The sequence below is a fragment of the Exiguobacterium sp. SH1S21 genome, from assembly GCF_004337175.1.
In the GTDB taxonomy this organism is placed as follows: domain Bacteria; phylum Bacillota; class Bacilli; order Exiguobacteriales; family Exiguobacteriaceae; genus Exiguobacterium; species Exiguobacterium aurantiacum_A.
Genome location: NZ_SJUY01000005.1, coordinates 96,567 through 119,689 on the forward strand (window position 1 = coordinate 96,567; position 23,123 = coordinate 119,689).

Genomic DNA, 23,123 nt, shown 5'->3' on the forward strand with positions numbered 1-23,123 from the left:
GAGAACAAGTCTCCAAAGAAGGTTGATGTCTTACTTACGCAACTCTTCAAGACGCGCGCGCACGGCGTCACGCTTGTCGAGGTAGTCTTTCTCTTTTGCTTTCTCTTCGTCGATGACGTGAGCCGGTGCTTTGCCGGTGAAACCCGGGTTGCCGAGTTTCTTCTGCACGCGTTCGACTTCTTTCTCGTACTTCGCCACTTCTTTTTCAAGACGGGCGATCTCTTCTTCGAAGTTGATCAAGTCGGCGAGAGGGATGAACAGTTCCGCACCCGTCATGATCGCTGACATCGACTTGTCAGGAGCCGTCAAGCCGCGTCCGATTTCAAGTTCGGTCGCATTCGTGAACTTGCCGATTGTCGCTTCGTTTTCGCTCAAGTAACCTTGTGTCGTATCGTCACTCGTCGCGATGAACAGTTGGATCGGTTTCGACATCGGTGCGTTCACTTCCGAACGGATGTTACGAACCGAACGGATGACGTTCATGACCGCTTCGAACGCCGGTACCGACTCCGCATAGTGGAGGTCGTCACGACGCGTCGGATAGCTCGCACGGACGATCGAGTCGCCTTCGTGTGGCAAGTGCTGCCAAATTTCCTCTGTCAAGAACGGCATGAACGGATGCATGAGACGCATGATCGAGTCGAGCGTATGCGCGAGCACCGAACGTGTCGTCGCTTTCGCCGCTTCGTCCTCACCGTAGAGCGTGAGTTTCGCCATCTCGATGTACCAGTTACAGAACTCTTCCCAGATGAAGTTGTACAAGTAACGACCGGCTTCACCGAACTCGTACTTGTCGACGAGGCGTGTCACTTGGTCGACCGTGTCGTTCAAGCGCGTCAAGATCCACTTGTCGGCGAGCGTCTTCTCACCTGAGAGGTCGATGTCTTCAAACTTCATCCCGTCCATGTTCATGAGGGCGAAGCGGCTCGCGTTCCAAATCTTGTTCGCGAAGTTCCATGTCGATTCGATTTTCTCCCAGTAGAAGCGAAGGTCGTTCCCTGGTGTCGAGCCCGTGAGCAGGAACCAGCGGAGCGAGTCGGCACCGTACTGGTCGATGACTTCCATCGGGTCGACGCCGTTACCGAGCGATTTCGACATCTTGCGGCCTTCCGAGTCACGGATTAGACCGTGGATGAGCACGTCGTTGAACGGCTGCTTGCCCGTGAATTCGAGCGATTGGAAGATCATCCGAGATACCCAGAAGAAGATGATGTCGTAACCCGTGACGAGCGCGCTCGTCGGGAAGTAGCGTTTGAAGTCTGCCGAATCCGTGTCCGGCCAGCCCATCGTCGAGAACGGCCAGAGCGCTGACGAGAACCACGTGTCGAGCACGTCTTCGTCTTGATGCCAGTTCTCAATGTCAGCCGGCGCTTCTTTCCCTACATAGATTTCACCTGTCTCGTTATGGTACCAAGCCGGGATGCGGTGGCCCCACCAAAGTTGACGGCTGATGCACCAGTCACGAATGTTTTCCATCCAGCGGAGGTACGTGCCTTCGAACCGCTCTGGGACGAAGTTGACTTTCGTCTCGTCGTTGCCTTGCGCTGCGAGCGCCGCTTTGGCGAGTGGCTCCATATCGACGAACCATTGTTTTGATAGATAAGGCTCGATGACTGCGCCTGAACGTTCCGAGTGACCGACCGAGTGCGTGTGCGGCTCGATTTTGACGAGCGTGCCATCCGCTTCTAAGTCTTTGACGAGCTGCTTGCGGCAGTCGAAGCGGTCGAGCCCTTCGTACTTGCCAGCATTCTCGTTCATCGTCCCCGACTCGTCCATGACGAGGATACGTGGAAGCTCGTGACGGTTCCCGATTTCAAAGTCGTTCGGGTCGTGCGCCGGCGTGATCTTCACGCAACCGGTACCGAACTCGACGTCGACGTAGTCGTCCGCGACGATCGGGATCTCACGGTTCATGACCGGGAGCATGATCGTCTTACCGACGAGGTGCGCGTAGCGCTCGTCTTTCGGGTTGACGGCGACGGCCGTATCGCCGAGCATCGTCTCGGGGCGTGTCGTCGCGATCTCGATGTGGCCTGAGCCATCAGCGAGCGGATATTTCATATGGTAGAACGCGCCTTCGACTTCTTGATAGATGACTTCGATGTCGGAGACGGCCGTCTTTTGTGCCGGGTCCCAGTTGACGATATATTCGCCGCGGTAGATCAAGCCTTTTTCATACAAGCGGACGAAGACTTCCTGGACCGCTTTTGAGAGTCCAGCGTCGAGTGTGAACCGTTCACGCGAGTAGTCGAGACCGAGGCCGAGTTTTGACCACTGGGCACGGATCGTGTCGGCGTACTCGTCTTTCCATTCCCACGTCTTCTCGAGGAACTTCTCACGTCCGAGGTCGTAACGCATGATGCCGTCCTCACGGAGTTTCTGTTCAACTTTCGCCTGTGTCGCGATACCGGCGTGGTCCATCCCTGGGAGCCAGAGGACGTCATAGCCTTGCATCCGCTTCAAGCGCGTGAGTAGATCTTGGAGCGTCGTATCCCACGCGTGTCCGAGGTGAAGTTTCCCTGTGACGTTCGGTGGCGGGATGACGATCGTGTACGGCTGTTTCGAGTCGTCCTCGTCCGCCTTGAACACGTTGTTCTCCATCCAATAGTCGTACCATTTCGCTTCCGTCGCACTCGGGTCGTACTTCGTCGGCATGCTGATTTCGTTTGTTTCGTTGGTCATTGTGCCAATCCTCCTCTATCTGTCTACACAAAAAACGGCTGCTCTCGTCCTTAACGCTAAGGACGAAAGAAGCCGTATCTTCCGCGGTACCACCTTAGTTCGCCAACACGTGGCGCCCTCAAAATCGAATAACGGTCGATGGACCGAACCTTCCTACTTGATTCAAAAGGTCAGCTCCGAGGCGACTTCCGCACACTTCCCTCGCGACCTTGCACCGTGCGGCCGCGTCTCTAGAAAGGAGTGTTGTTGCGTACTATTCCTCATCATAGCTTTTAAACGTATCTGTTAAACAATTGTAGCGATTGAAGACGTTTCAGTCAAGATTACAGTGAAAACTCTTGTTGCAGCTCTTTAAACGTCGCATCGACCGCAGCGAGCGTCGCGTCGATATCCTCGTCCGTATGCACAGTCGACAAGAACAAGCCTTCGAACTGTGACGGTGGCAAGAACACGCCGCGCCCCGCCATCTTCTGATAGTACGAGCGGAACATGTCGAGGTTAGACGTTTTCGCCTTCTCGAAGTTCGTCACTTTCTCGTTCGTGAAGAAGAAGCCGAACATCGAGCCGGCCCGGTTCGTGTCGTGCGGGATGTTATATTTCTCGGCCGCTGCCGTGAAGCCTGCCGCGAGACGGTCGGCTTTGCGCTCGAACTCCTCGTAGTGCTCAGGCTTGAGTTGCGACAGCGTCGTGTAGCCGGCGATCATCGCGAGCGGGTTGCCTGAAAGCGTCCCTGCTTGGTAGATCGGCCCTTGCGGTGCGATGTGTTCCATGATCTCCCGTTTGCCGCCGTATGCGCCGACCGGAAGGCCACCGCCGATGACTTTGCCGAGGCACGTAAGATCAGGCGTCACGCCGAAGTAACCTTGGGCGCAATTGTAACCGACGCGGAAGCCGGTCATGACCTCGTCAAAGATGAGGAGCGCGCCGTTTTGTTCCGTGATCTCACGCAGTCCTTCGAGGAATCCTGGCTGCGGCGGGACGAAGCCCATGTTGCCGGCAGCCGGCTCGACGATGACGCCGGCGATGTCGTCACCGTGCTTCTCGAACGCGATGCGAAGCGCGTCGAGGTCGTTGTATGGGACGGTGAGCGTGTGGCTCGCCAAGTCTTTCGGGACGCCCGGTGAGTCCGGGAGACCGAGTGTCGCGACACCTGATCCGGCCTTGATGAGGAGCGAGTCCCCGTGGCCGTGGTAGCAGCCTTCAAACTTCAAGATCTTCGTCTTGCCCGTATAGCCGCGTGCCAGGCGGAGAGCCGCCATCGTCGCTTCCGTACCGGAGTTGACCATGCGGACCATCTCGATCGATGGGACGCGGTCGATGACGAGCTCGGCCATCTTCGTCTCAAGCTCTGTCGGTGTCCCGAACGTCCAGCCTTTTTCAGCCTGATCTTGGATCGCTTTCATGACGACCGGGTCGCGGTGACCGAGAATGAGTGGCCCCCATGAGAGGACGTAGTCGATGTACTCGTTGCCGTCGATGTCGTAGACGCGTGAACCTTCACCGCGTTCGGCGAAGATCGGCGTCATCCCGACCGATTTATAGGCACGGACCGGGCTGTTGACCCCGCCCGGCATGAGTGGGAGTGCTTGTTTGAACGCTGCTTCTGAGCGAGTTTGCTTGTATGTCATGCGAATTCTCCTTCCAAATAGCGACAGACGTCTTTTGCGAAATACGTGACGATCAAATCGGCACCGGCCCGTTTGAAACCGACCATCGTCTCCATGACGATACGTTGTTCATCGATCCAGTCGTTCATCGACGCCGCTTTAATCATCGCGTACTCCCCGCTCACGTTATACGCCACGATCGGCATATCGAGCGAGTCGCGCATGTCGCGGATGATGTCCATGAACGCGAGCGCCGGTTTGACGATCATGAAGTCGGCACCTTGCTCGACGTCCGACTGTGATTCCCGGAACGCCTCGCGGCGGTTGGCCGGGTCCATCTGATAGCCTTTGCGGTCGCCTTCACCAGGCGCCGACTGCGCCGCGTCACGGAACGGTCCGTAGTACGCCGATGCGTATTTGACGCCGTAGCTCATGATCGGGATGTGGCTGTAACCGTTTTGGTCGAGCCCTTCGCGGATGGCGGCGACAAAGCCGTCCATCATCGAGCTCGGTGCGATGATGTCTGCGCCCGCTTGCGCTTGCGTGATCGCCGTCTGGACGTGAAGCGGTAGTGACGCGTCGTTATCGACGTCACCGTTCTTCACGATGCCACAGTGGCCCGTCGACGTATATTCACAGAGGCACGTGTCGGCGATGACCGTGAGCTGTGGTGCCCACTCTTTCACTTTGCGGATCGCTTCTTGGACGATGCCGTGGTCGTGGTACGCTTCCGTGCCTTCCGGATCTTTATGCTCAGGTACACCGAACAAGAGAACGGACTCGAGCCCGAGGTCGACGAGCTCACGGATCTCGTCTTCGAGACGATCGAGCGAGAAGTTGAAGACGCCAGGCATCGAGCTGACTTCGCGTTTAATATTTGTCCCTTCGACGACGAAGAGCGGATAAATCAAATCTTCTTTCCGAACATGGTTTTCACGTACGAGTGCACGCATCGACTTCGACGAGCGCAGACGACGGTGACGGTCGAATTGGTTCATGAAAAATCTCCCCCTACACACTGTATTAATGCATCCATAGTATAACACTCAGGCACTCGGACCGGTAACGTCGACACTTCTCGGACGGCACGCTCCGTCACTTCGCCGATGGCATACCACGTGCCGTGAAACCGCTCGAGGTATGGTGTGAGCGCGTGGACCGCGGACGGACTGAGCACGAGCAGCGCCTCGACGTGTTCGAGCGCGGCCGCTTGATCGGCCGTGAGTGCTTTCTCGACCGTCTCATAGACGACCCAGTCGTACACATGCGGCAATTGCTGCATGTGCTCGGTGTTCGCCAAATCCCCACGGGCGAACAAAACGACGTCCTCCTCAGCGACGACGTTCGCCAACTCGCGGAACAACGCCTCGCCCGTATACGTCTCTGGCATGAGCGAAACGGTGAATCCTTCTGCCTCGAGCGCGTCCCGCGTCTTCTCGCCGACGGCGGCGACTTGAACGTTCCGAGGAACGTCTTGAAGCGCTGGGACAGCGGTTTGACTCGTGATGACGAGCCAATCGAACGAATCAGTTGGCATTGGTTTCCCGGTCAGCCTTGTCTCGATCATCGGGACGTGATGAACGGAAAGACCGCTCGCATCGAGCAAGGCCCGTTGCGAAGCGGTCAGTCGTTTTGTCCCTGTGTACCAGACGTCACACATTGACCGAGGCGAGGATCTCGCGTCCGCCGCGTCCGAGCAAGTCGTCAGCGACGTCTTGACCGAGAGCGACTTCGTCCGTTGACGTTTTCGTCACACGGAGCACGTCTTTGCCGTCGACCGAGGCGATCAAGCCGGTGAGCGTTACCGTGTCCCCGTCGACCGTCGCGTAGCCGCCGACCGGTACGTGGCAGCTGCCTTCGATCGCCTTCAAGAACGTCCGCTCCGCCGTCGCAGCTTTCGCCGTTACGTCATCGTGAAGGAGTTGTAAAATCTGCGTCACTTCGGCGTCGTCTTTCCGGCTCTCGATCGCGAGCACGCCTTGTCCGACGGCCGGTACCATCATGTCGGCATCGAGCGCCTCGAACTTGACGCGGTCGGTCCAACCCATGCGCTCAAGTCCCGCTTTCGCGAGCAAGATGGCGTTGAAGTTCTCGGTATCGAGTTTTTTCAAGCGCGTGTCGATGTTGCCGCGAATCCATTGGATTTCGAAGTCCGGACGGGCCGCGAGCATCTGCGCACCGCGACGGAGCGAGCTCGTCCCGATGACTGCACCTTGCGGCAACGTCTCGAGCGTGTAGCCGTTCTCGCAAATCAACACGTCACGTGCGTCGACACGTTTTGGCATACAGCTGATAAAGAGGTCTTCTGGCAGTTCGGCCGGGACGTCTTTCATACTGTGGACGGCAAAATCGATATCCCCGGCAAGCATCTGCTGTTGGATCTCTTTGACGAACAAGCCTTTCCCGCCGACTTTCGACAGTTGGACGTCGACGATTTGGTCGCCTTTTGTCACGATTTCTTTAATCTCGAACTCGTTCTGGGCCCCGGCTTGCTTCAATTGTTCGATGACCCATTTCGTCTGTGTCATCGCGAGTTGTGAGCGGCGTGAGCCGACGATAATTTTACGCATAATGTTTAGTCCCCTTCATAGAAAAAGGCGACGAGATTCGCCGCCTTTTTGGTTTGTATTAGCGCATCAATGCGCGAAGTGGTGCTTTAGCTGCCATCGCTTCTAGCTCTTCCGGTTCTGTGTCCGTAGTCGGAACGTCGACGTCTAGCGCGAACGCTTCGACGAACTGAGCGATGCGCGTGTTCGCGTCCGGTTGAGCGGCCGCGTCTTTAATGTAGTCGATCGGTTCACGAAGCATCTGGTTGATGATCGACTTCATGTGCTTGCCGATGACTTTCTTGTCCCGGTCCGACAGATGGTCGAGCTTGCGCTCAAGACTTTCCATCGTCTCTTCTTGGACAGTGAGCGCACGTGAGCGCAACTCGTTCATGATTGGCACGACACCGAGCGTGACGAGCCACGCTTGGAACTCTTGAATCGCCTCATCAATCTTCACTTCAATCTTCTCTGCCTCGACGAGACGGGCTGCCAAGTTTTTATTGACGATCCCGTTCAAGTCGTCGACATCAAACAAATGGACGCCCGGAAGCGACCGGACCGCTGGATCGATATCTCGCGGCACAGCAATGTCGATGAGAAGAAGTGGACGTTCCCGGCGCAACAATTGTGCTGCGGCGACGTCGTCATACGCGATAACGGCTTCTTTGGCGCCGGTCGAGCTGATCAAAATATCGGCATCGAGCAGTCCACAGGCGATCTCGCGGATCGAGTGGGCCCGGCCTTTGAACTTGTCAGCGACCGCTTTCGCTTTGCTTTCAGTCCGGTTGAAGACCGCAATTTGTTTGGCGCCGGCTTCGAACAAGTTGAGCGTTGTCAGCTCACCCGTCTCGCCTGCACCGACGACGACGACTTGTTTGTCATCGAGGCGCGTGTACATCTCTTGCGCGAGCGCGACCGCAGCCGAGCTGACCGATACCGACATTTCCCCAATTTGCGTGTCAGTATGGGCCCGTTTGGCGAGCGTCACGGCTTCTTTGAACAATTTATTAAACACTGTCCCCGTCGTCCCGTTCTCTTGGGCGCGGAAGAAACTTGACTTCACTTGTCCTAAAATTTGCGTTTCCCCGATAATCATCGAGTCGAGACCTGACGTGACACGGAATAAGTGACGAATCGCTTCTTCCCCTTCACGGATCGACAAGTATGGTGTGAACTGATCCATCTCAAGATCGAACCAGTTCGCTAAAAAACGTTTTGTATAATAACGACCCGTATGGAGCTGGTCTGTGACGACGTATAGCTCGGTACGGTTACAGGTCGACAAAATAACCGATTCAAAAATGCTTTTCTCTTCGCGGAGCGCGATCATCGCGTCCACGATTTCTTGCTCCCCAAACGAGAACTGCTCCCGAATCGCGACAGGGGCTGTCTTGTTATTTAGTCCGACGACGACAATATGCATGTACCTCTTCCCCTCATCTAAAATCACAGTGGCGGTTGTCTTTTCTTTTTTTACATCTCTACCGTACATTATAACAATTTTTATTTAGGAACTATAATCTTCTGTTCGATTTTTGTGAAATAATTTAAGAACTTTTTGTGACGAAAAAAAGTAGAAACGGTCAAATTGGCCATTTCTACTTGTTTCGTCATTTAAGTGACGATGAATCTGTGATAATCGTACTTTCCGGCTTGTCTTCTTCTTCCGACTCGAGGTAATGTTGTCGCTCCTTCAATTTATAGATGCGGACGATGTTTTTGACGACGACTTTCGCCACCGCATACGTCGGAACCGCGATCAACATCCCGATGATCCCAGCCAAGTTACCGGCCACGAGCAAGACGATGATAATCGTAAGCGGATGCACTTTGAGCGTCTTCCCTTGAATGAGCGGGGAGATGACGTTCGCCTCAATCTGTTGGACGATGATGATGACGAGGATGACCCAGAGCACTTTGATCGGATCTTGGATGAAGGCGACGACGACGGCCGGTGCCGCCCCGAGGAACGGTCCGACGTACGGGATGATGTTCGTCACCATCATGAAGAGTGCGAGCAAGATGGCGTAGTCGACACCGATGATCCAAAGACCGATGAGCGACGTGATCCCGACGAAGAACGCGACGATCAGTTGGGCGTGCACATAGTTTTTAACGGTCGTATGCATGTCGTTCAAAATTTTACGTGTTTCTTTCTCATAGCTCGATGGCAACAGCTTGACGATCGAGTCCGGCAAACGTTTCCCGTCAAGTAGCATATAGAGCAACATGAATGGAATGACGACGATCGTGATGACGGCTGATGTAATGAATCCGATGACTTGGCCGAATGAAGAAGCGATATTGCCAAAAATATCACCGAGGTATGTGGTGACATTGTTGGTCAAATCGGTGAACATGTCATCGTTCTCCGCCATGAAGCGCGATAGGAACTCGTTTTGCATGAGCGAGTCACGCACTGAGAACGCTTGTTGCTGCAACTCTTTGGCGATGCTCGGCATCGCGTTGACGAGATCGGTCACTTGTCCGACGAGCACCGGCCCGAGAATACTGAACACGAGCGTGATAATCAGGATAAGCGATGTTAACGTGATTGCGACTGACATGCCACGTTTCCCGGACCGTCGTTCTAGATAATCGACGACTCCAACGAGAAAATAAAAGAAAAGTCCTGAAATAATAAGCGGTACCGTGACGAGCGCCAATATGACTTGGATCGGTTCGAACACGAATGAGATCTCTGTCCCGACCAAGATCACTAAGAAGATCGTCAACGTCCAAAATAAGAAGCGATACCATTTGCTTTCAAACATTCTCTGCATCTTTCCACCTCGTTCATTAATGTATTGCTATACAATATGACAATTATACGATACTTACCCGTTCACGTAACCCTAAAAACAAAAAGACGAGGGGGTTATCCCTCGTCGTCCGTCAACAAATCGTAGATGGCTTTCCACGCTTCGTCTTTTCCTTCTGCCGTTTCGGCCGAGAAAGATACGAATCGGTCAGTCGATTCGAATTGAAGCTTCCGCTTCACGGCCGCCTCATGTTTCTGGCGCTGCGCTTTCTTGATCTTATCGAGTTTCGTCGCGACGACGATGACCGGAATCTCATAATGTTTCAAGAAATTGTACATCGTCACGTCATCACCCGACGGCTCGTGTCGGATATCGACCAAGAGGACGACACCTTTGAGTGCGCTTTGCGACGTCAAGTATTGCTCCATCATGACGCCCCACTTCTCACGCTCGGTCTTCGAAACTTTGGCATACCCGTAGCCCGGGACGTCGACGAACATGATCTCGTCATTGATGTTGAAGAAGTTCAGCGTCTGCGTCTTCCCCGGTTTTGATGATGTCCGGGCGAGTGCTTTACGCTGACAGATCTTGTTGATGAATGACGATTTCCCGACGTTCGAACGGCCGGCGAGTGCGACTTCTGGCAACTCGTGGACCGGATAATGGTCCGGCGCCACGGCACTCGTAATAAATTCTGCTTTATTGATTTTCATTGTTTTCCTCCAAATGCTACTTCTAATACTTGATCGAGCATCGTGACCGGGACGAACGTCAGTTTTTCACGGACGGTGTCTTGAATGTCATCGATGTCACGTTCATTGTCTTTCGGGATGATGATGGTCGTGAGTCCGGCCCGGTGTGCGGCGAGCGCTTTTTCTTTCAAGCCGCCAATCGGCAGGACACGGCCACGGAGCGTGATCTCTCCGGTCATCCCGATGTCACGACGGACTTTTTTCCCGGTCAAGGCCGAGATGAGCGCCGTCGCGATCGTGATCCCGGCGGATGGTCCGTCTTTCGGGACGGCACCTTCCGGGACGTGGATGTGCACGTCTTGCCGCTCGTAGAACGTCGGGTCGATCCCGAACCGTTCCGCGTTCGAGCGGACGTAACTGTACGCCGTCTGCGCCGACTCCTGCATGACGTCGCCGAGTTTCCCCGTCAACTGCAGCTTGCCTTTGCCCGGTGCGAGCGCGACTTCGATCGTGAGCGTATCGCCGCCGAACGCCGTGTAAGCGAGGCCTGTGACCGCTCCGATCGAGTCTTCCGTCTCGCCTTTGCCGTAACGATACTTCGGTTTCCCGAGGTAGTCGCTTAGGACTTTGAGCGACACGGTGACACGTTTCTTCTCGCCGATCGCGATCTGTTTCGCCGCTTTCCGGCAAAGCGATCCGATGACGCGCTCAAGGTTACGGACGCCGGCCTCACGTGTGTAGCGGCGGACGACTTCATAGAGCGCGTCTTCTTTAATCGTGAGCTGGCTCTTTTTCAAGCCGTGTTCTTTATACTGTTTCGGAATCAAGTGGCGTTTCGCGATCTCGACTTTTTCGAGCTCCGTGTAGCCGCCGATTTGAATGAGTTCCATCCGGTCGAGGAGCGGGGCCGGAATTTGCGAGACGTCGTTCGCCGTCGCGATGAACAGCACGTTCGATAAATCGAACGGCTCCTCGATGTAATGGTCCGAGAACGAGACGTTCTGTTCCGGGTCGAGCACTTCGAGCATCGCCGAAGCCGGGTCGCCCCGGAAGTCCGACGCCATCTTGTCAATCTCATCGAGCAAGAACACCGGGTTCTTACTTTCAGCTTGCTTCAAGCCACGGATGATCCGGCCTGGCATCGCGCCGATATACGTCCGGCGGTGACCGCGAATCTCAGCCTCATCACGCACCCCGCCGAGCGAGACGCGGACGAAGTTACGTTCGAGCGCCGAAGCGATCGAGCGGGCGAGCGACGTCTTCCCGACTCCTGGAGGTCCGGCGAGACAAAGGATCGGTCCACGCAGCGAGTTCGTCAATTGACGGACCGCCAAATATTCGAGGATCCGGTCTTTGACCGATTCGAGCCCGTAATGGTCGTCGTCGAGGACACCGGCCGCATGTTTGACGTCCAATTTATCTTCGGTTTCAATTCCCCACGGCAGCGAGACGATCCAATCGAGGTAGTTGCGGATGACGGCGTACTCAGGTGACGTCGCCGGGACGACGTTCAACCGTTCCGCTTCCCGCATGACGTTCTTCCGTGTCGTTTCCGGCAAGTCGAGCGCCTCGAGCTTCTCAAGGAGACGGTTCGGTTCCGACTCTTGCGACTGGTCCCCGAGTTCTTGTTGAATCGTCTTCATCTGTTCACGTAAGTAGTACTCTTTTTGCGCTTGTTCAATCGTCTTCTTCGTCCGTTCACGCAACTCTTGCTCGAGCTCGATGATCTCGACTTCGTGAGTCATGATCTCGAGCAGTTCGAGTCCGCGTTTGACCGCGTCTGGTTCTTCAAGCATCGCTTGGCGAATGTCGACATCGACATCGAGTTTTGAAGAGATATAGTCGGTCAATGACTCGAGCCGCTCATACATCTCAAACCGACGACGCTCGTCCGGTGACAGGCCTTTAATCGTCCCGACGAGTTTGCCGAACTGTTCTTTCAACAGCCGCACGAGTGCCGTCCGCTCGACTTCTTCCCCTTCAACGAGTTCAAGCGAGTCGACGTCAGCAAACCAGCCGTCTTTCGTCACTTCGACGGCGTTGATTTTGACGCGTTCTTTCCCGACGAGGCGGACCCGTACCGTATCGTTCGACAGTTCGCTCATCTTGGCGATGTGGACCCGCGTCCCGATCGCGTAAAGGTCTTCCGGTTCAGGTGATTCTTTGCCTGTCTCTTTTTGCGTGACGACAATCAAGTCTGTCTCGTGTTCCTTTGCGGCAAGGAGTGCTCGTAATGAGAGCGGTCGCCCGACGTCGATCGTCACTCCGATCAGCGGATAAACGACAACTCCACGCAAAGGAAGAATTGGTAATTGTTCCATTACAACGCCTCCTGTGCAAAAAGGCCCAAAACTCGGGTGTGCCGAGTGTTTGAGCCTTTTTCGTTAAAAGATTATGCTGTCTCTTTGTTGTCCCCAGTCTGTTCGACAGTACCATCACGGAGAACATATTTCGGACCGGCAAGACCCGTAATCGTTTCGTCTGTAATGATGACTTTCTCGATATCATCACGCGATGGGACAGTAAACATCACATCGAGCATCATTTCTTCGATAATCGAGCGGAGACCACGTGCACCTGTCTTGCGTTTGATCGCAAGCTTGGCAATTTCAATCAATGACTCGTCTGTGAACGTGAGTTCGACATCGTCGAGTTCGAGCATTTTCTCGTACTGACGGACGAGCGCGTTTTTCGGCTTCGTCAAGATTTCGACGAGTGCTTCCTCGTCGAGCGTCGTGAGCGTCGCCATGACCGGTAGACGTCCGATAAATTCAGGGATCAAGCCGAATTTTTGAAGATCTTCCGGCAATGCGCGGGCGAGCAAGTCTTCTTGCGTCATCTCGCGATTTTCTTGATCGTTCCCGAAACCGATGACTTTCTTCCCGATGCGGCGTTTGACGACCGCTTCGATGCCGGCGAATGCGCCACCGACGATGAAAAGAATGTTCGTCGTATCGATTTGGATGAACTCTTGATGCGGATGCTTCCGTCCACCTTGTGGCGGTACGCTCGCAGTCGTTCCTTCAAGAATCTTGAGCAAGGCTTGTTGGACCCCTTCACCAGACACGTCACGCGTGATTGATGGGTTTTCCGACTTACGGGCAATCTTATCGATTTCATCGATATAGATAATCCCTTTTTCAGCTTTTTCGACATCGTAGTCAGCCGATTGGATCAGCTTGAGCAAGATGTTCTCGACGTCTTCCCCGACGTAACCGGCTTCTGTCAAACTCGTCGCGTCCGCGATAGCGAACGGGACGTTCAAGACGCGAGCCATCGTCTGAGCGAGAAGCGTTTTACCGCTACCAGTTGGTCCGATCATGACGATGTTCGACTTCGAAAGTTCGACATCATCAGAACGGCCACCGGCATTGATACGTTTATAGTGGTTGTAGACAGCTACCGAAAGCGCACGTTTCGCCCGGTCTTGACCGATGACGTATTCGTCAAGGATATTACGGATCTCTTGTGGTTTTGGAATGTCTTTGAATTCAACTTCTTCTTCGACACCGAGCTCTTCCTCAACGATTTCATTGCAAAGTTCAATACATTCGTCACAAATGTATACGCCAGGACCGGCGACTAGTTTACGGACTTGTTCTTGCGATTTCCCGCAAAACGAGCATTTAAGTTGTCCCTTTTCCTCGTTAAATTTGAACATTCGGTACACCCCTTCTGAATGGAAATGGATGTAAGTGCGATAAATCGCCTATTTGTATTTTCAGGTGCAAAGCACTCACGAAAAAACATTTACATCTCTGCGTTGCAATAATTGTAGCATGAACATATAGCGACTTCAAAGATTAACACACGTAATGTGTCGTGACAGAAAAAAGGACGACTGCGTCGCAGTCGCCCTCCTCTCATCTAATTACTTCGCTTTACCAGTTTCAACGAGGATGTCGATCGCCTTACGGAATTTGAGGTCACCTTTAAGTGTCTCGATTCCGCCTTGCGGTGCGAGCATCGTACGGAGTTGATCCGGTGCGATGTTGTAGAGTTTAGACATTTCTTCGAGTTCTTTCTCAGCATCTTCATCAGTCACTTCGATCGCTTCTTTTTCAGCGATTGCTTTCAAGACGAGACGAGCTTTAACGCGCTCTTCAGCTTGCTCTTTCATCTCTTCACGCATAGCTTCTTCTGTTGTGCCAGTGAGTTCGAAGTACATGTTGAGGTCGATGCCTTGTGAAGATACACGAGTACCGAACTCTTGAACCATGCGGTCTACTTCTTGGTCGATGAGGATTGCAGGTACGTCGATTGTCGCGTTAGCAGTTGCTTGCTCAACGAGTTGGTCGCGCATCGTGCCATCAGCTTCTTGTTGCTTCGCAGCTTCTAAGCGCTCACGAATTTTCGCTTTCAACTCGTCGAGTGATGCTACTGACTCGTCGATGTCTTTTGCGAACTCGTCGTCGAGCTCAGGAACTTGCTTCGCTTTTACTTCGTGAAGTTTGACTTTGAACGTCGCTGGTTTACCCGCCAAGTTGTCAGCGTGGTACTCTTCAGGGAATGTTACTTCGATGTCTTTTTCTTCACCAGCAGTCATGCCTACCATTTGCTCTTCGAATCCAGGAATGAATTGACCTGAACCGATTTCAAGTGTGTAGTTTTCAGCCGTGCCACCTTCGAATTGCTCGCCTTCAGCGAAACCTGCGAAATCAAAGACAGCTGTATCGCCGTTTTCGACTGCGCCTTCTTTAACAGCAAGTTCTGCGCCTTGCTCTTTGAGGGCGTCAAGTTCTGCTGCGACTTCTTCGTCTGTGACGTTCGTTTCTACAGCATCGTACTCGAGACCTTTGTAGTCGCCGAGCTCAGCTTCTGGTTCAACCACGAATGTTACTTTGAAAGTAACCGGCTGACCTTTTTCGAGCGTGCCATCAACGTCGATGTTTTCGAGAGCCATTGGTTCGAAACCAGCTTCTTCGACTGCAGATTGGATTGTGTCACGGTAGAGGATATCAAGCGCATCTTGGAAGAGTGCTTCTTCTCCGTACATTTTGTTGAACATTGGACGTGGCAATTTCCCTTTACGGAAGCCAGGTACGTTCAAGTTTTTGACGACATCTTTAAATGCTGCGTCGACTGCTTTATTGAATGCTTCTGCAGGTGCTTCGTACGTGAGTACGCCTTGGCTACCTGATGTTTTTTCCCATTTTGCTGTCATGCTAAGTCCCTCCAACAAATTCGTTTATTCTTCTATACCGTACAAAAATGTACAACAATCAGTATTATAGCATAAATCCGGTGACTGCACACAAGGATTTAGTCTAGAAACGCTTGCGTGAACCGGATGTCCGCCTCTAAAATTTCAGCCGCGAGCCCGTCTGTTTCTTCATCGTTCAGGATCGCTGCTTTCGCTTTCACGACGGCTGTCTCGATTTCAGATGTCTCACCCGGTGTGAACGGATAGTGCGTATACATGTAGTTCATGAGCAGTTGCGTCGCGATTTCGTCGCCTTTGACGGCCTTCTGCAAATCGTGGACCACATGCTCCCATTCGTCCATCTTCACTTGTGCCTCTGCCTGCGTCAGCCGATGATGCGTTTCGAGGTCGACCCATTCGATGACGGACAGTTCTTCGAACGCTTTTTCGAGCACGATCAACTTCATCAATTTTGGGCGATCTTCAAGGAGCAGTTCCTTCAATACGTTGTCGAGTACGTCATCGATATTGAAATGGACGTGCTCGAGCAGTTCAATCTGTTCCCCGACACTGCCACGATGAACCGTCCGTTTCAGTTTGGCGATGGCCGCCGGAAACTCGGTCATCTTAAGTACTTGGAGCACTTGGTAAGCTTGGGTGTTCACTTGATCGGCCTTGTCTTGCCACTCTAAATATTGATGAATCCAGTGTGCCGCCTCGAAAGGTTGGTCACGCATGATGTAGTACTGGGCAATTTGAAGCCCGCCGGCTGCCGGTTCTTCTGCCTCATGAATCTGCGTCGTGACGAGTTCTTCGAGTTTTTCAAGCGTTTCCGGCTCTTCCGGACGCTCCATCAAACATTGAAAAATTTCCATGAAAATAAACTGATCGCCTTTGACGGCTGCGTACCAATCCCATAGGATCGGCTCGACCCGTTGCCGCTCCCCGGCCGCATCCGCTTCTTGAATCATCTTCTGCAGCCGCGACCAGTTCCCTGGAAACGGGTACTCCCGCTCTTTTTCCATCTTCACACACCCTTTCTTCCATCCATCTCCATCTTCCTTAGGAATTGCTGCGTTGTCAATCAATACCCCGGAAAACGAAAAAAGAGACAACCTCCGTGGAGGCTATCTCTATTTTAAATGGAAGTGTCCCAAGAGGGATTCGAACCCCCGACCGACGCCTTAGCTTACCACCATGGCTTTCGCCACCAACGCATGTTGTTTGTAGTCTGGACTATATCTTCACCATTTCAGGTGCGACACGTGTAGTCTCTACGGAACCTCACGAACAAATTGTTCCTTCAATGGTTCTACCTCTAAAGGCTGACCCTTTAGTCCTTTGAACCACCTTGACCTCGAAAGGATACAAGTTTCCTCGGTATTACCATCAGCATGATCTGTTAAGGCTTCACCGATATAGTGTCGTCCACTCTATAGGTTTCTGTTTCCCTATAAAGGCTCCTATTTGTCTTGAAGGGCGTTGCTCTATCCAGCTGAGCTATTGGGACATTGACAAGAAAACTATAATAGAAAAATGCTTTGCTGTCAATTGGTTCTTTCTGTTTTGTTCAAAGTTGTCCTGACAAGTCCAAATCTTCGACGTGCGTCCCGTCCTCAGACCGGTAAAACCGGACCGCTGCCTGACCGGCGTCAAGGTCGATCAACGCGTACGTCTTGTCCGAGCGTCCGCGCGGCATCCGGATCGAGCCCGGGTTCACGTAGAGCACCCCGTCTTCGATGACGGCCCCGGCCACGTGCGAGTGACCGTACAAGACGACGTTCGCCCCGATTTCCTCGGCCCGATAACGCAACCGGTTCAAATCGAACTTCACGTCATGGTGATGGCCGTGGACGATTAAAACCGTACCTTCAGGTGTCTCTTCGACCCGTTCGAGCGGCAAATCGCCCCCGAAGTCACAGTTTCCGCGGACGGTCCGATACGGCAGCAAGTGCTCGTCGACGAGCGCGAGCTGGGAGTCGCCGCAATGGAACGCGTCTTCAATCTCAGTTTCATGCCGAGTAAAGATGGTCGTTAGTTCGTCTGTCAATCCGTGACTGTCACTGACTACTAGAAAACGCATACACCTCAACCTTTCATAAATGGAATGATTTCTGCCTCCAGTTTTCTTAACGCCTGACCGCGATGACTGACCGCCGCCTTTTCGTCACGCTCGAGCTCTGCTGCCGTCTTATGGAGCGACGGGACGATAAAGAGCGGGTCGTACCCGAATCCATTTTCCCCGTGGGGCGCATAGCCGATCGTACCTTCGATTGTCCCGCGCACGGTCAACGTCTCGCCTGTCGGTTTGGCGAGGCAGAGCGCGCAGACGAAGCGAGCCGAGCGGTCGTTCGCCCCGTTCAACTTCTCGAGCAGGAGCGCGTTGTTCGCCGCGTCCGACTTCTCAGGACCGGCGAAGCGGGCCGAGTGGACGCCTGGGGCACCGTCGAGCGCATCGACTTCAAGCCCCGAATCGTCGGCGAGGACGGCGTGTCCGAAGTAACGGGCCGCCTCGGTCGCTTTCAGTTCGGCGTTCGCTTCGAACGTCGTGCCCGTCTCATCCGTTTCCGGTGCATCCGGATAATCTAAGAGCGATTCGACTTCAAATCCGAGCGGCGTGAGCATCCCTTCGATTTCAACCACTTTCCCTTTGTTGCGTGTCGCGACAATCAGTTTCATATCGTTTCCTCCATTTGTTCCCCGACATACCACCATGAGGCACCGAGTGCGTCTTCTGCTGCTTTGAACAGCGTCTCGATCCCGCCTTGGGCCATCTGGAGCATCTCATTCATTTCTTGCAGCGTGAACGTCGCTTCTTCACCCGTGCCTTGCACTTCGACGAAGCGTCCGCTCGCCGTCATAACGACGTTCATGTCAACTTCGGCCGCTGCGTCTTCTTCATAGTTCAAGTCGAGCAACAGCTCGTTCGTCCGTCCGACCGAGATGGCGGCGACGCCTTCTTTGATCGGCGTGTCGCCGAGTTTGCCTTGACGGATGAGCGCGTCGATCGCGAGCACGAGCGCACAAAAACCGCCTGTGATCGACGCTGTCCGTGTGCCACCATCTGCTTGGATGACGTCACAATCGATCCAGATCGTCCGTTCACCGAGCCGTTCCAAGTCGACGACCGAACGGAGCGAACGCGAAATCAACCGTTGAATCTCCATCGTCCGTCCTGTCTGCTTACCGCGAACGGATTCCCGGACGGTCCGGTTACCCGTCGCCCGTGGCAGCATCGCGTACTCGGCGTTGATCCAGCCCTGTTTCTTCCCGCGCAGGAAGTTTGGGACGCGTTCTTCGACCGTCGCCGTACAGATCACTTTCGTGTCCCCGATCGAGATCAAGACCGAGCCTTCGGCATGTTTGTTCACGTGCGGAATGATCTCAACGGTCCGCAGTTCATCATGTTGTCTTTCGTTACGCATCGACACCAGACACCTCTACTTTCTCCGCTTTCACGGGTTGGCCAAGCCACTCTGTCGCCAATCGGTTGAAGATGGCGACATCCCCGGTCGCATAAAACTGATGCGTCGGGATGGTATCCAAATCGTTCTCAAGTTCTTTAAAATCAAGGATTGCTGCCACTTCGAGCGCCGTCTCATCACCTGACGAAATCAAGTGGACATCGGGTCCGACGACGTCTTGGATGACCGGCGCTAGCAACGGATAATGGGTGCACCCAAGGATGAGCGTGTCCATCTCCGAATCTTGGAGCGGGAGGATCGTCTCGGCGACGATCGACCGGACGCGTTCGCCGCTCAATTCGCCGGCTTCGACGAGCGGGACGAACGGCGGGCAAGCGAGCGAATAGACATCGATCTCGCCCGCGACGTGACGGAGCGCCGTCTCGTACGAATTGCTTTCGACCGTCATCTTCGTGCCGATGACACCGATATGTTTGTTGCGCGTGCCTTTGACGGCGGCCCGGGCGCCCGGGTCGATGACACCGATGACCGGGATGTTGAGGCGCTTGCGCGCTTCTTTCAAGACGACAGCCGTCGCCGTGTTGCAGGCGATGACGATCATCTTAACGTCTTTTTCTAATAGGAATTCAATCAATTCCCACGTATATGCTTCAATCTCATCGTGCGGACGCGGCCCATACGGACAGCGCTCCGTGTCGCCGATATAGATGATTTCTTCTTTCGGCAGCTGGCGGATCAGTTCTTTGACTACGGTCAAGCCGCCAACACCTGAATCGAGTACTCCAATCGCTCGTTTCATAAATATCACTTCCATTCCCATCTATCTTACCAAAAAAGCCGTATCCAAAAAAGAAACGGTGTCATGACAAACAAAAAAGACGAGGTAGCCGATTGGCCGCCTCGTCCGTTGCTCGAATTACTGAGCAAGACCTTCGCTAGTGAGCATGTCAGAAAGCGTGTTAACCGCTTCTTCTGCATCGTCACCTGCTGCAGTGATCTTGATTGTTGAATCTTTAGCGATTCCGAGTGAAAGTACACCCATGATCGACTTCAAGTTAACTGTCTTACCATTGTACTCAAGGTTGATATCTGATTGGAACTTAGAAGCTGTGTTGACCAACTGAGTAGCTGGACGAGCGTGGATTCCTGAATCAGCAACGACTGTGAATGTTTTTTCCATGACGTGATAGTCTCCCTTCAAATCTGAATTCTGCAGGCGAACCGGCAGAAAATTTTGTTTGTGAACTCATTATCAAATGATAGCGGATTCGCAAAAATTCTGCAAGCGATTTTTATATTCTGGAGTCCATTCGGCCGGACGACCGGATTTTGACAAATGCACGAGGCTCGTACGGCCCGCGAACATGAGTTGATCTCCATCATATGCGCCGTAATGAATATCACATGAAGTGTTTCCGACCGTCAAGACATTGGCATACACCTTCAACTGTTGCCGCGGCATCACTTGTCGGACGTAATCGCACTGGGCGTCCGCCACGACGACGAAGCCGTCTTTCAAGGAAAATCCTGTCGCTTCGAGCAGCTCGATCCGTGCATCCTCAAAATAGATGAACGGGATTGTGTTATTCATATGGCCGTACGGGTCGCACTCCGAAAAACGGACTTTGACGTCGAGCTCGATTCCTGACCTGACACGCGTTTCCCAACCGGGTTCCCGAAAATACTTTGACATCGGCAAACGTTACGCCTCGACCGCAGAACCGGTACGACCTTTGTCGCTGCCGAAGAACTGTTTGAACGAGTGAAGCGTCGTCTGACGGTTCATCGCGGCGATTGACGTCGTGAGCGGAATTCCTTTCGGACAAACCTCGACACAGTTTTGCGCGTTTCCGCACTGCATGATGCCCCCGTCTTCCATGAGCGCTTCGAGACGTTCTTCCGCGTGGAAAGCGCCGGTCGGATGCGAGTTGAAGAGACGGACTTGTGAGAGTGCGGCCGGGCCGATGAAGTTCGACTTGTCGTTAACGTTCGGGCAAGCCTCGAGGCAGACACCGCACGTCATACATTTCGATAACTCATACGCCCATTGACGTTTGTTCTCTGGCATCCGTGGTCCTGGACCGAGATCGTACGTGCCATCGATTGGTACCCACGCCTTCACTTTTTTCAAAGCGTCGAACATGCGCTGACGGTCGACTTGAAGATCCCGGATGACCGGGAACGTCTTCATCGGAGCAAGGCGGATCGGCTGCTCGAGTTTATCGACGAGCGCCGTACACGACTGGCGCGGCTTGCCGTTGATGATCATCGAACAAGCGCCGCACACTTCCTCAAGACAGTTCATGTCCCAGGTGATCGGTGTCGTCTTGTTGCCTTCAGCGTTGACCGGGTTGCGGCGGATCTCCATAAGCGCCGAGATGACGTTCATGTTCGGACGATATGGGACCGAGAACTCTTCCGAGTAGGTCGCTTGATCCGGACCGTCCTGGCGTTCGATGATAAAACGAATATCTTTATGCTCAGACTGCATCGGCGTCGTCATTTCGTCTTCGCCCCTTTCTTCGAGTAATCCCGTTTACGTGGCGGGATTAACGAAACGTCGATCTCTTCAAACGAGATATCGACTTCCCCTTCGTTGTAACGTGCCATCGTCGTCTTCATGAACAACTCGTCATTCCGTTCCGGGAAGTCCGGTTTGTAATGAGCGCCACGGCTCTCGTCGCGTTTAAGGGCGCCGAGCGTGATGACGCGCGCGAGGTCGAGCATGTGGTCGAGTTGACGGATGAACGAGGCACCTTGGTTGCTCCAGCGCGCCGTATCTGTCGCTGAGATGTTGTTGTAGCGTTCGCGTAGCTCGCGTAGCTTCAAGTCTGTCGCTTCGAGCTTATCGTTGTAACGAACGACCGTGACGTTGTCGGTCATGAGTTCGCCGAGTTCCCGGTGAATCTGGTAGGCGTTCTCCGTACCTTCCATCGCAAGGATGTCATTGAACCGCTCGATTTCTTCACGTTCGTTGAAGTTGAAGAGCGCTTCTGGCACGCTCTCGGTCGCTTGGTCAAGACCGCGCATATAGTTGACCGCCGCAGGCCCGGCCTCCATCCCGCCGTAAACGGCAGACAAGAGTGAGTTCGCGCCGAGACGGTTCGCCCCGTGCATCGAATAGTCACACTCGCCGGCTGCGAACAGCCCTGGGATGTTCGTCATTTGATCGTAGTCGACCCATAGTCCGCCCATCGAGTAGTGAACGGCCGGGAAGATCTTCATCGGTACTTTACGCGGATCGTCGCCGACGAACTTCTCATAAATTTCAAGAATACCGCCGAGCTTGATGTCGAGTTCTTTCGAATCTTTATGCGATAAATCGAGATAGACCATGTTCTCGCCGTTGACGCCGAGCTTTTGGTTGACGCAGACTTCGAAAATCTCACGTGTCGCGATGTCACGCGGTACGAGGTTTCCGTAGTCCGGATACTTCTCTTCAAGGAAGTACCAAGGTTTTCCGTCTTTGTATGTCCAAACACGTCCACCTTCTCCACGCGCCGACTCACTCATGAGCCGAAGCTTGTCGTCCCCTGGGATCGCCGTCGGGTGGATTTGGATGAACTCCCCGTTGGCGTAGACTGCACCTTGGCGGTAAACCGCACCGGCCGCTTGCCCTGTGTTGATGACCGAGTTCGTCGATTTACCGAAGATGACACCTGGGCCGCCTGTCGCGAGGATGACCGCATCCGATGGGAACGCTTTAATTTCCATCGAGCGTAAATCCTGACAGACCGCACCGCGGCAAATACCCGTTTCATCAACGATGGCACGGAGAAACTCCCAGCCCTCATACTTCTCAACGAGACCTTGCGCCTCGAAGCGGCGGACTTGTTCGTCTAGTGCGTACAAGAGCTGTTGCCCTGTCGTCGCGCCGGCGTAAGCCGTCCGATGATAGAGCGTGCCCCCGAAGCGGCGGAAGTCAAGCAGACCTTCCGGCGTCCGGTTGAACATGACGCCCATCCGGTCGAACATGTGGATGATCTTCGGTGCCGCTTCCGCCATCTTTTGGACTGGCTGTTGGTTGGCAAGGAAGTCCCCGCCGTAAACCGTGTCATCGAAGTGTTGCCAAGTAGAATCCCCTTCCCCTTTCGTGTTGACAGCTCCGTTGATGCCGCCCTGAGCACAAACTGAATGTGAACGCTTGACCGGTACAAGCGAGAATAGTTTAACCGGAACACCCATCTCTGCCGACTTGATTGTCGCCATGAGTCCAGCTAGACCGCCACCGATGACGATCAAACTTTGATTTGCCATATACAT

At 53.8% G+C, this 23,123-nt stretch carries 20 protein-coding genes and 1 other annotated feature; all 20 genes read right to left on the reverse strand.

Translation table 11 applies throughout. The features are described 5' to 3' along the window. Positions 1-30: 30 nt before the first annotated feature. The 20 genes from EVJ24_RS08515 to sdhA all read right to left on the reverse strand — a co-directional run bounded on the left by EVJ24_RS08515 (position 31) and on the right by sdhA (position 23,117). Positions 31-2,682: a valine--tRNA ligase gene (locus EVJ24_RS08515; protein ID WP_131440969.1), complete on the reverse strand. Its 2,652-nt coding sequence runs from the start codon at positions 2,680-2,682 to the stop codon at positions 31-33. Positions 2,683-2,737: 55 nt separating this feature from the next. Further along, positions 2,738-2,958, reverse strand: a binding site (T-box leader). A gap of 47 nt (positions 2,959-3,005) precedes the next feature. Then, positions 3,006-4,310: a glutamate-1-semialdehyde 2,1-aminomutase gene (hemL, locus tag EVJ24_RS08520; RefSeq protein WP_131440971.1), complete on the reverse strand. Its 1,305-nt coding sequence runs from the start codon at positions 4,308-4,310 to the stop codon at positions 3,006-3,008. After that, positions 4,307-5,287: a porphobilinogen synthase gene (gene hemB, locus EVJ24_RS08525; protein ID WP_131440973.1), complete on the reverse strand. Its 981-nt coding sequence runs from the start codon at positions 5,285-5,287 to the stop codon at positions 4,307-4,309. Before hemB ends, hemL begins: the two co-directional genes overlap by 4 nt. After that, entirely contained in the window at positions 5,284-5,949 is a 666-nt protein-coding gene (locus EVJ24_RS08530; protein ID WP_131440975.1) for a uroporphyrinogen-III synthase, read from the reverse strand. The genes hemB and EVJ24_RS08530 overlap by 4 nt, the downstream gene beginning before the upstream one ends. Beyond that, entirely contained in the window at positions 5,942-6,859 is a 918-nt protein-coding gene (hemC, locus tag EVJ24_RS08535) for a hydroxymethylbilane synthase (protein ID WP_131440976.1), read from the reverse strand. The genes EVJ24_RS08530 and hemC overlap by 8 nt, the downstream gene beginning before the upstream one ends. 58 nt (positions 6,860-6,917) lie before the next feature. Beyond that, positions 6,918-8,261, reverse strand: a complete 1,344-nt coding sequence (gene hemA, locus EVJ24_RS08540; RefSeq protein WP_131440978.1) for a glutamyl-tRNA reductase — start codon at positions 8,259-8,261, stop codon at positions 6,918-6,920. 187 nt (positions 8,262-8,448) lie between these two features. Beyond that, a complete protein-coding gene (locus tag EVJ24_RS08545) occupies positions 8,449-9,621 on the reverse strand; it encodes an AI-2E family transporter (protein ID WP_236637605.1) in 1,173 nt (390 codons plus the stop codon). Positions 9,622-9,716: 95 nt separating this feature from the next. Continuing rightward, positions 9,717-10,313, reverse strand: coding sequence for a ribosome biogenesis GTP-binding protein YihA/YsxC (gene yihA / locus EVJ24_RS08550; RefSeq protein ID WP_071399358.1), 597 nt, complete (start codon positions 10,311-10,313; stop codon positions 9,717-9,719). After that, positions 10,310-12,613, reverse strand: coding sequence for an endopeptidase La (gene lon, locus EVJ24_RS08555; protein ID WP_131440980.1), 2,304 nt, complete (start codon positions 12,611-12,613; stop codon positions 10,310-10,312). The genes yihA and lon overlap by 4 nt, the downstream gene beginning before the upstream one ends. A 71-nt stretch (positions 12,614-12,684) precedes the next feature. Next, on the reverse strand, positions 12,685-13,953 hold the full coding sequence (gene clpX, locus EVJ24_RS08560) for an ATP-dependent protease ATP-binding subunit ClpX (protein WP_131440981.1): 1,269 nt from the start codon (positions 13,951-13,953) through the stop codon (positions 12,685-12,687). 210 nt (positions 13,954-14,163) lie between these two features. Continuing rightward, positions 14,164-15,456, reverse strand: coding sequence for a trigger factor (gene tig, locus EVJ24_RS08565; RefSeq protein WP_070327725.1), 1,293 nt, complete (start codon positions 15,454-15,456; stop codon positions 14,164-14,166). Positions 15,457-15,554: 98 nt separating this feature from the next. Next, complete coding sequence (locus EVJ24_RS08570) at positions 15,555-16,460, reverse strand: hypothetical protein (RefSeq protein WP_071399356.1); 906 nt, start codon at positions 16,458-16,460, stop codon at positions 15,555-15,557. A 545-nt stretch (positions 16,461-17,005) separates the two neighbouring features. Further along, complete coding sequence (locus EVJ24_RS08575) at positions 17,006-17,518, reverse strand: metallophosphoesterase family protein (RefSeq protein ID WP_131440983.1); 513 nt, start codon at positions 17,516-17,518, stop codon at positions 17,006-17,008. A 5-nt stretch (positions 17,519-17,523) separates the two neighbouring features. Next, positions 17,524-18,114 carry an XTP/dITP diphosphatase gene (locus EVJ24_RS08580; RefSeq protein WP_071399354.1) on the reverse strand — a complete coding sequence of 197 codons (591 nt, stop codon included), beginning with the start codon at positions 18,112-18,114 and terminating at the stop codon, positions 17,524-17,526. Further along, positions 18,111-18,860: a ribonuclease PH gene (gene rph / locus EVJ24_RS08585; protein ID WP_071399353.1), complete on the reverse strand. Its 750-nt coding sequence runs from the start codon at positions 18,858-18,860 to the stop codon at positions 18,111-18,113. Before rph ends, EVJ24_RS08580 begins: the two co-directional genes overlap by 4 nt. Continuing rightward, positions 18,853-19,659, reverse strand: a complete 807-nt coding sequence (gene racE, locus EVJ24_RS08590; protein WP_071399352.1) for a glutamate racemase — start codon at positions 19,657-19,659, stop codon at positions 18,853-18,855. Before racE ends, rph begins: the two co-directional genes overlap by 8 nt. A gap of 117 nt (positions 19,660-19,776) precedes the next feature. Further along, positions 19,777-20,040: a phosphocarrier protein HPr gene (locus EVJ24_RS08595; RefSeq protein WP_021066838.1), complete on the reverse strand. Its 264-nt coding sequence runs from the start codon at positions 20,038-20,040 to the stop codon at positions 19,777-19,779. 72 nt (positions 20,041-20,112) lie between these two features. After that, positions 20,113-20,553: an acyl-CoA thioesterase gene (locus EVJ24_RS08600; protein ID WP_071399382.1), complete on the reverse strand. Its 441-nt coding sequence runs from the start codon at positions 20,551-20,553 to the stop codon at positions 20,113-20,115. A 9-nt stretch (positions 20,554-20,562) separates the two neighbouring features. Next, positions 20,563-21,351 carry a succinate dehydrogenase iron-sulfur subunit gene (sdhB, locus tag EVJ24_RS08605; RefSeq protein ID WP_173647397.1) on the reverse strand — a complete coding sequence of 263 codons (789 nt, stop codon included), beginning with the start codon at positions 21,349-21,351 and terminating at the stop codon, positions 20,563-20,565. A gap of 8 nt (positions 21,352-21,359) precedes the next feature. Beyond that, the gene (gene sdhA / locus EVJ24_RS08610; RefSeq protein ID WP_071399351.1) at positions 21,360-23,117 is read right to left on the reverse strand and encodes a succinate dehydrogenase flavoprotein subunit; all 1,758 of its coding nucleotides are present in this window, start codon (positions 23,115-23,117) and stop codon (positions 21,360-21,362) included. Positions 23,118-23,123 lie beyond the last annotated feature (6 nt).

What these genes read in the sequence shown, in the direction of transcription:
- hemB (WP_131440973.1), bottom strand. Translation starts at nt 5,287, where the DNA reads ATGAACCAATTCGACCGTCACCGTCGTCTGCGCTCGTCGAAGTCGATG.
- rph (WP_071399353.1), bottom strand. Translation starts at nt 18,860, where the DNA reads ATGCGTAACGAAAGACAACATGATGAACTGCGGACCGTTGAGATCATT.
- lon (WP_131440980.1), bottom strand. Translation starts at nt 12,613, where the DNA reads ATGGAACAATTACCAATTCTTCCTTTGCGTGGAGTTGTCGTTTATCCG.
- EVJ24_RS08600 (WP_071399382.1), bottom strand. Translation starts at nt 20,553, where the DNA reads ATGTCAAAGTATTTTCGGGAACCCGGTTGGGAAACGCGTGTCAGGTCA.
- hemL (WP_131440971.1), bottom strand. Translation starts at nt 4,310, where the DNA reads ATGACATACAAGCAAACTCGCTCAGAAGCAGCGTTCAAACAAGCACTC.
- EVJ24_RS08545 (WP_236637605.1), bottom strand. Translation starts at nt 9,621, where the DNA reads ATGCAGAGAATGTTTGAAAGCAAATGGTATCGCTTCTTATTTTGGACG.
- EVJ24_RS08580 (WP_071399354.1), bottom strand. Translation starts at nt 18,114, where the DNA reads ATGAAACTGATTGTCGCGACACGCAACAAAGGGAAAGTGGTTGAAATC.
- yihA (WP_071399358.1), bottom strand. Translation starts at nt 10,313, where the DNA reads ATGAAAATCAATAAAGCAGAATTTATTACGAGTGCCGTGGCGCCGGAC.
- EVJ24_RS08595 (WP_021066838.1), bottom strand. Translation starts at nt 20,040, where the DNA reads ATGGAAAAAACATTCACAGTCGTTGCTGATTCAGGAATCCACGCTCGT.
- sdhB (WP_173647397.1), bottom strand. Translation starts at nt 21,351, where the DNA reads ATGCAGTCTGAGCATAAAGATATTCGTTTTATCATCGAACGCCAGGAC.
- EVJ24_RS08515 (WP_131440969.1), bottom strand. Translation starts at nt 2,682, where the DNA reads ATGACCAACGAAACAAACGAAATCAGCATGCCGACGAAGTACGACCCG.
- hemA (WP_131440978.1), bottom strand. Translation starts at nt 8,261, where the DNA reads ATGCATATTGTCGTCGTCGGACTAAATAACAAGACAGCCCCTGTCGCG.
- EVJ24_RS08570 (WP_071399356.1), bottom strand. Translation starts at nt 16,460, where the DNA reads ATGGAAAAAGAGCGGGAGTACCCGTTTCCAGGGAACTGGTCGCGGCTG.
- tig (WP_070327725.1), bottom strand. Translation starts at nt 15,456, where the DNA reads ATGACAGCAAAATGGGAAAAAACATCAGGTAGCCAAGGCGTACTCACG.
- hemC (WP_131440976.1), bottom strand. Translation starts at nt 6,859, where the DNA reads ATGCGTAAAATTATCGTCGGCTCACGCCGCTCACAACTCGCGATGACA.
- clpX (WP_131440981.1), bottom strand. Translation starts at nt 13,953, where the DNA reads ATGTTCAAATTTAACGAGGAAAAGGGACAACTTAAATGCTCGTTTTGC.
- EVJ24_RS08530 (WP_131440975.1), bottom strand. Translation starts at nt 5,949, where the DNA reads ATGTGTGACGTCTGGTACACAGGGACAAAACGACTGACCGCTTCGCAA.
- sdhA (WP_071399351.1), bottom strand. Translation starts at nt 23,117, where the DNA reads ATGGCAAATCAAAGTTTGATCGTCATCGGTGGCGGTCTAGCTGGACTC.
- racE (WP_071399352.1), bottom strand. Translation starts at nt 19,659, where the DNA reads ATGAAACGAGCGATTGGAGTACTCGATTCAGGTGTTGGCGGCTTGACC.
- EVJ24_RS08575 (WP_131440983.1), bottom strand. Translation starts at nt 17,518, where the DNA reads ATGCGTTTTCTAGTAGTCAGTGACAGTCACGGATTGACAGACGAACTA.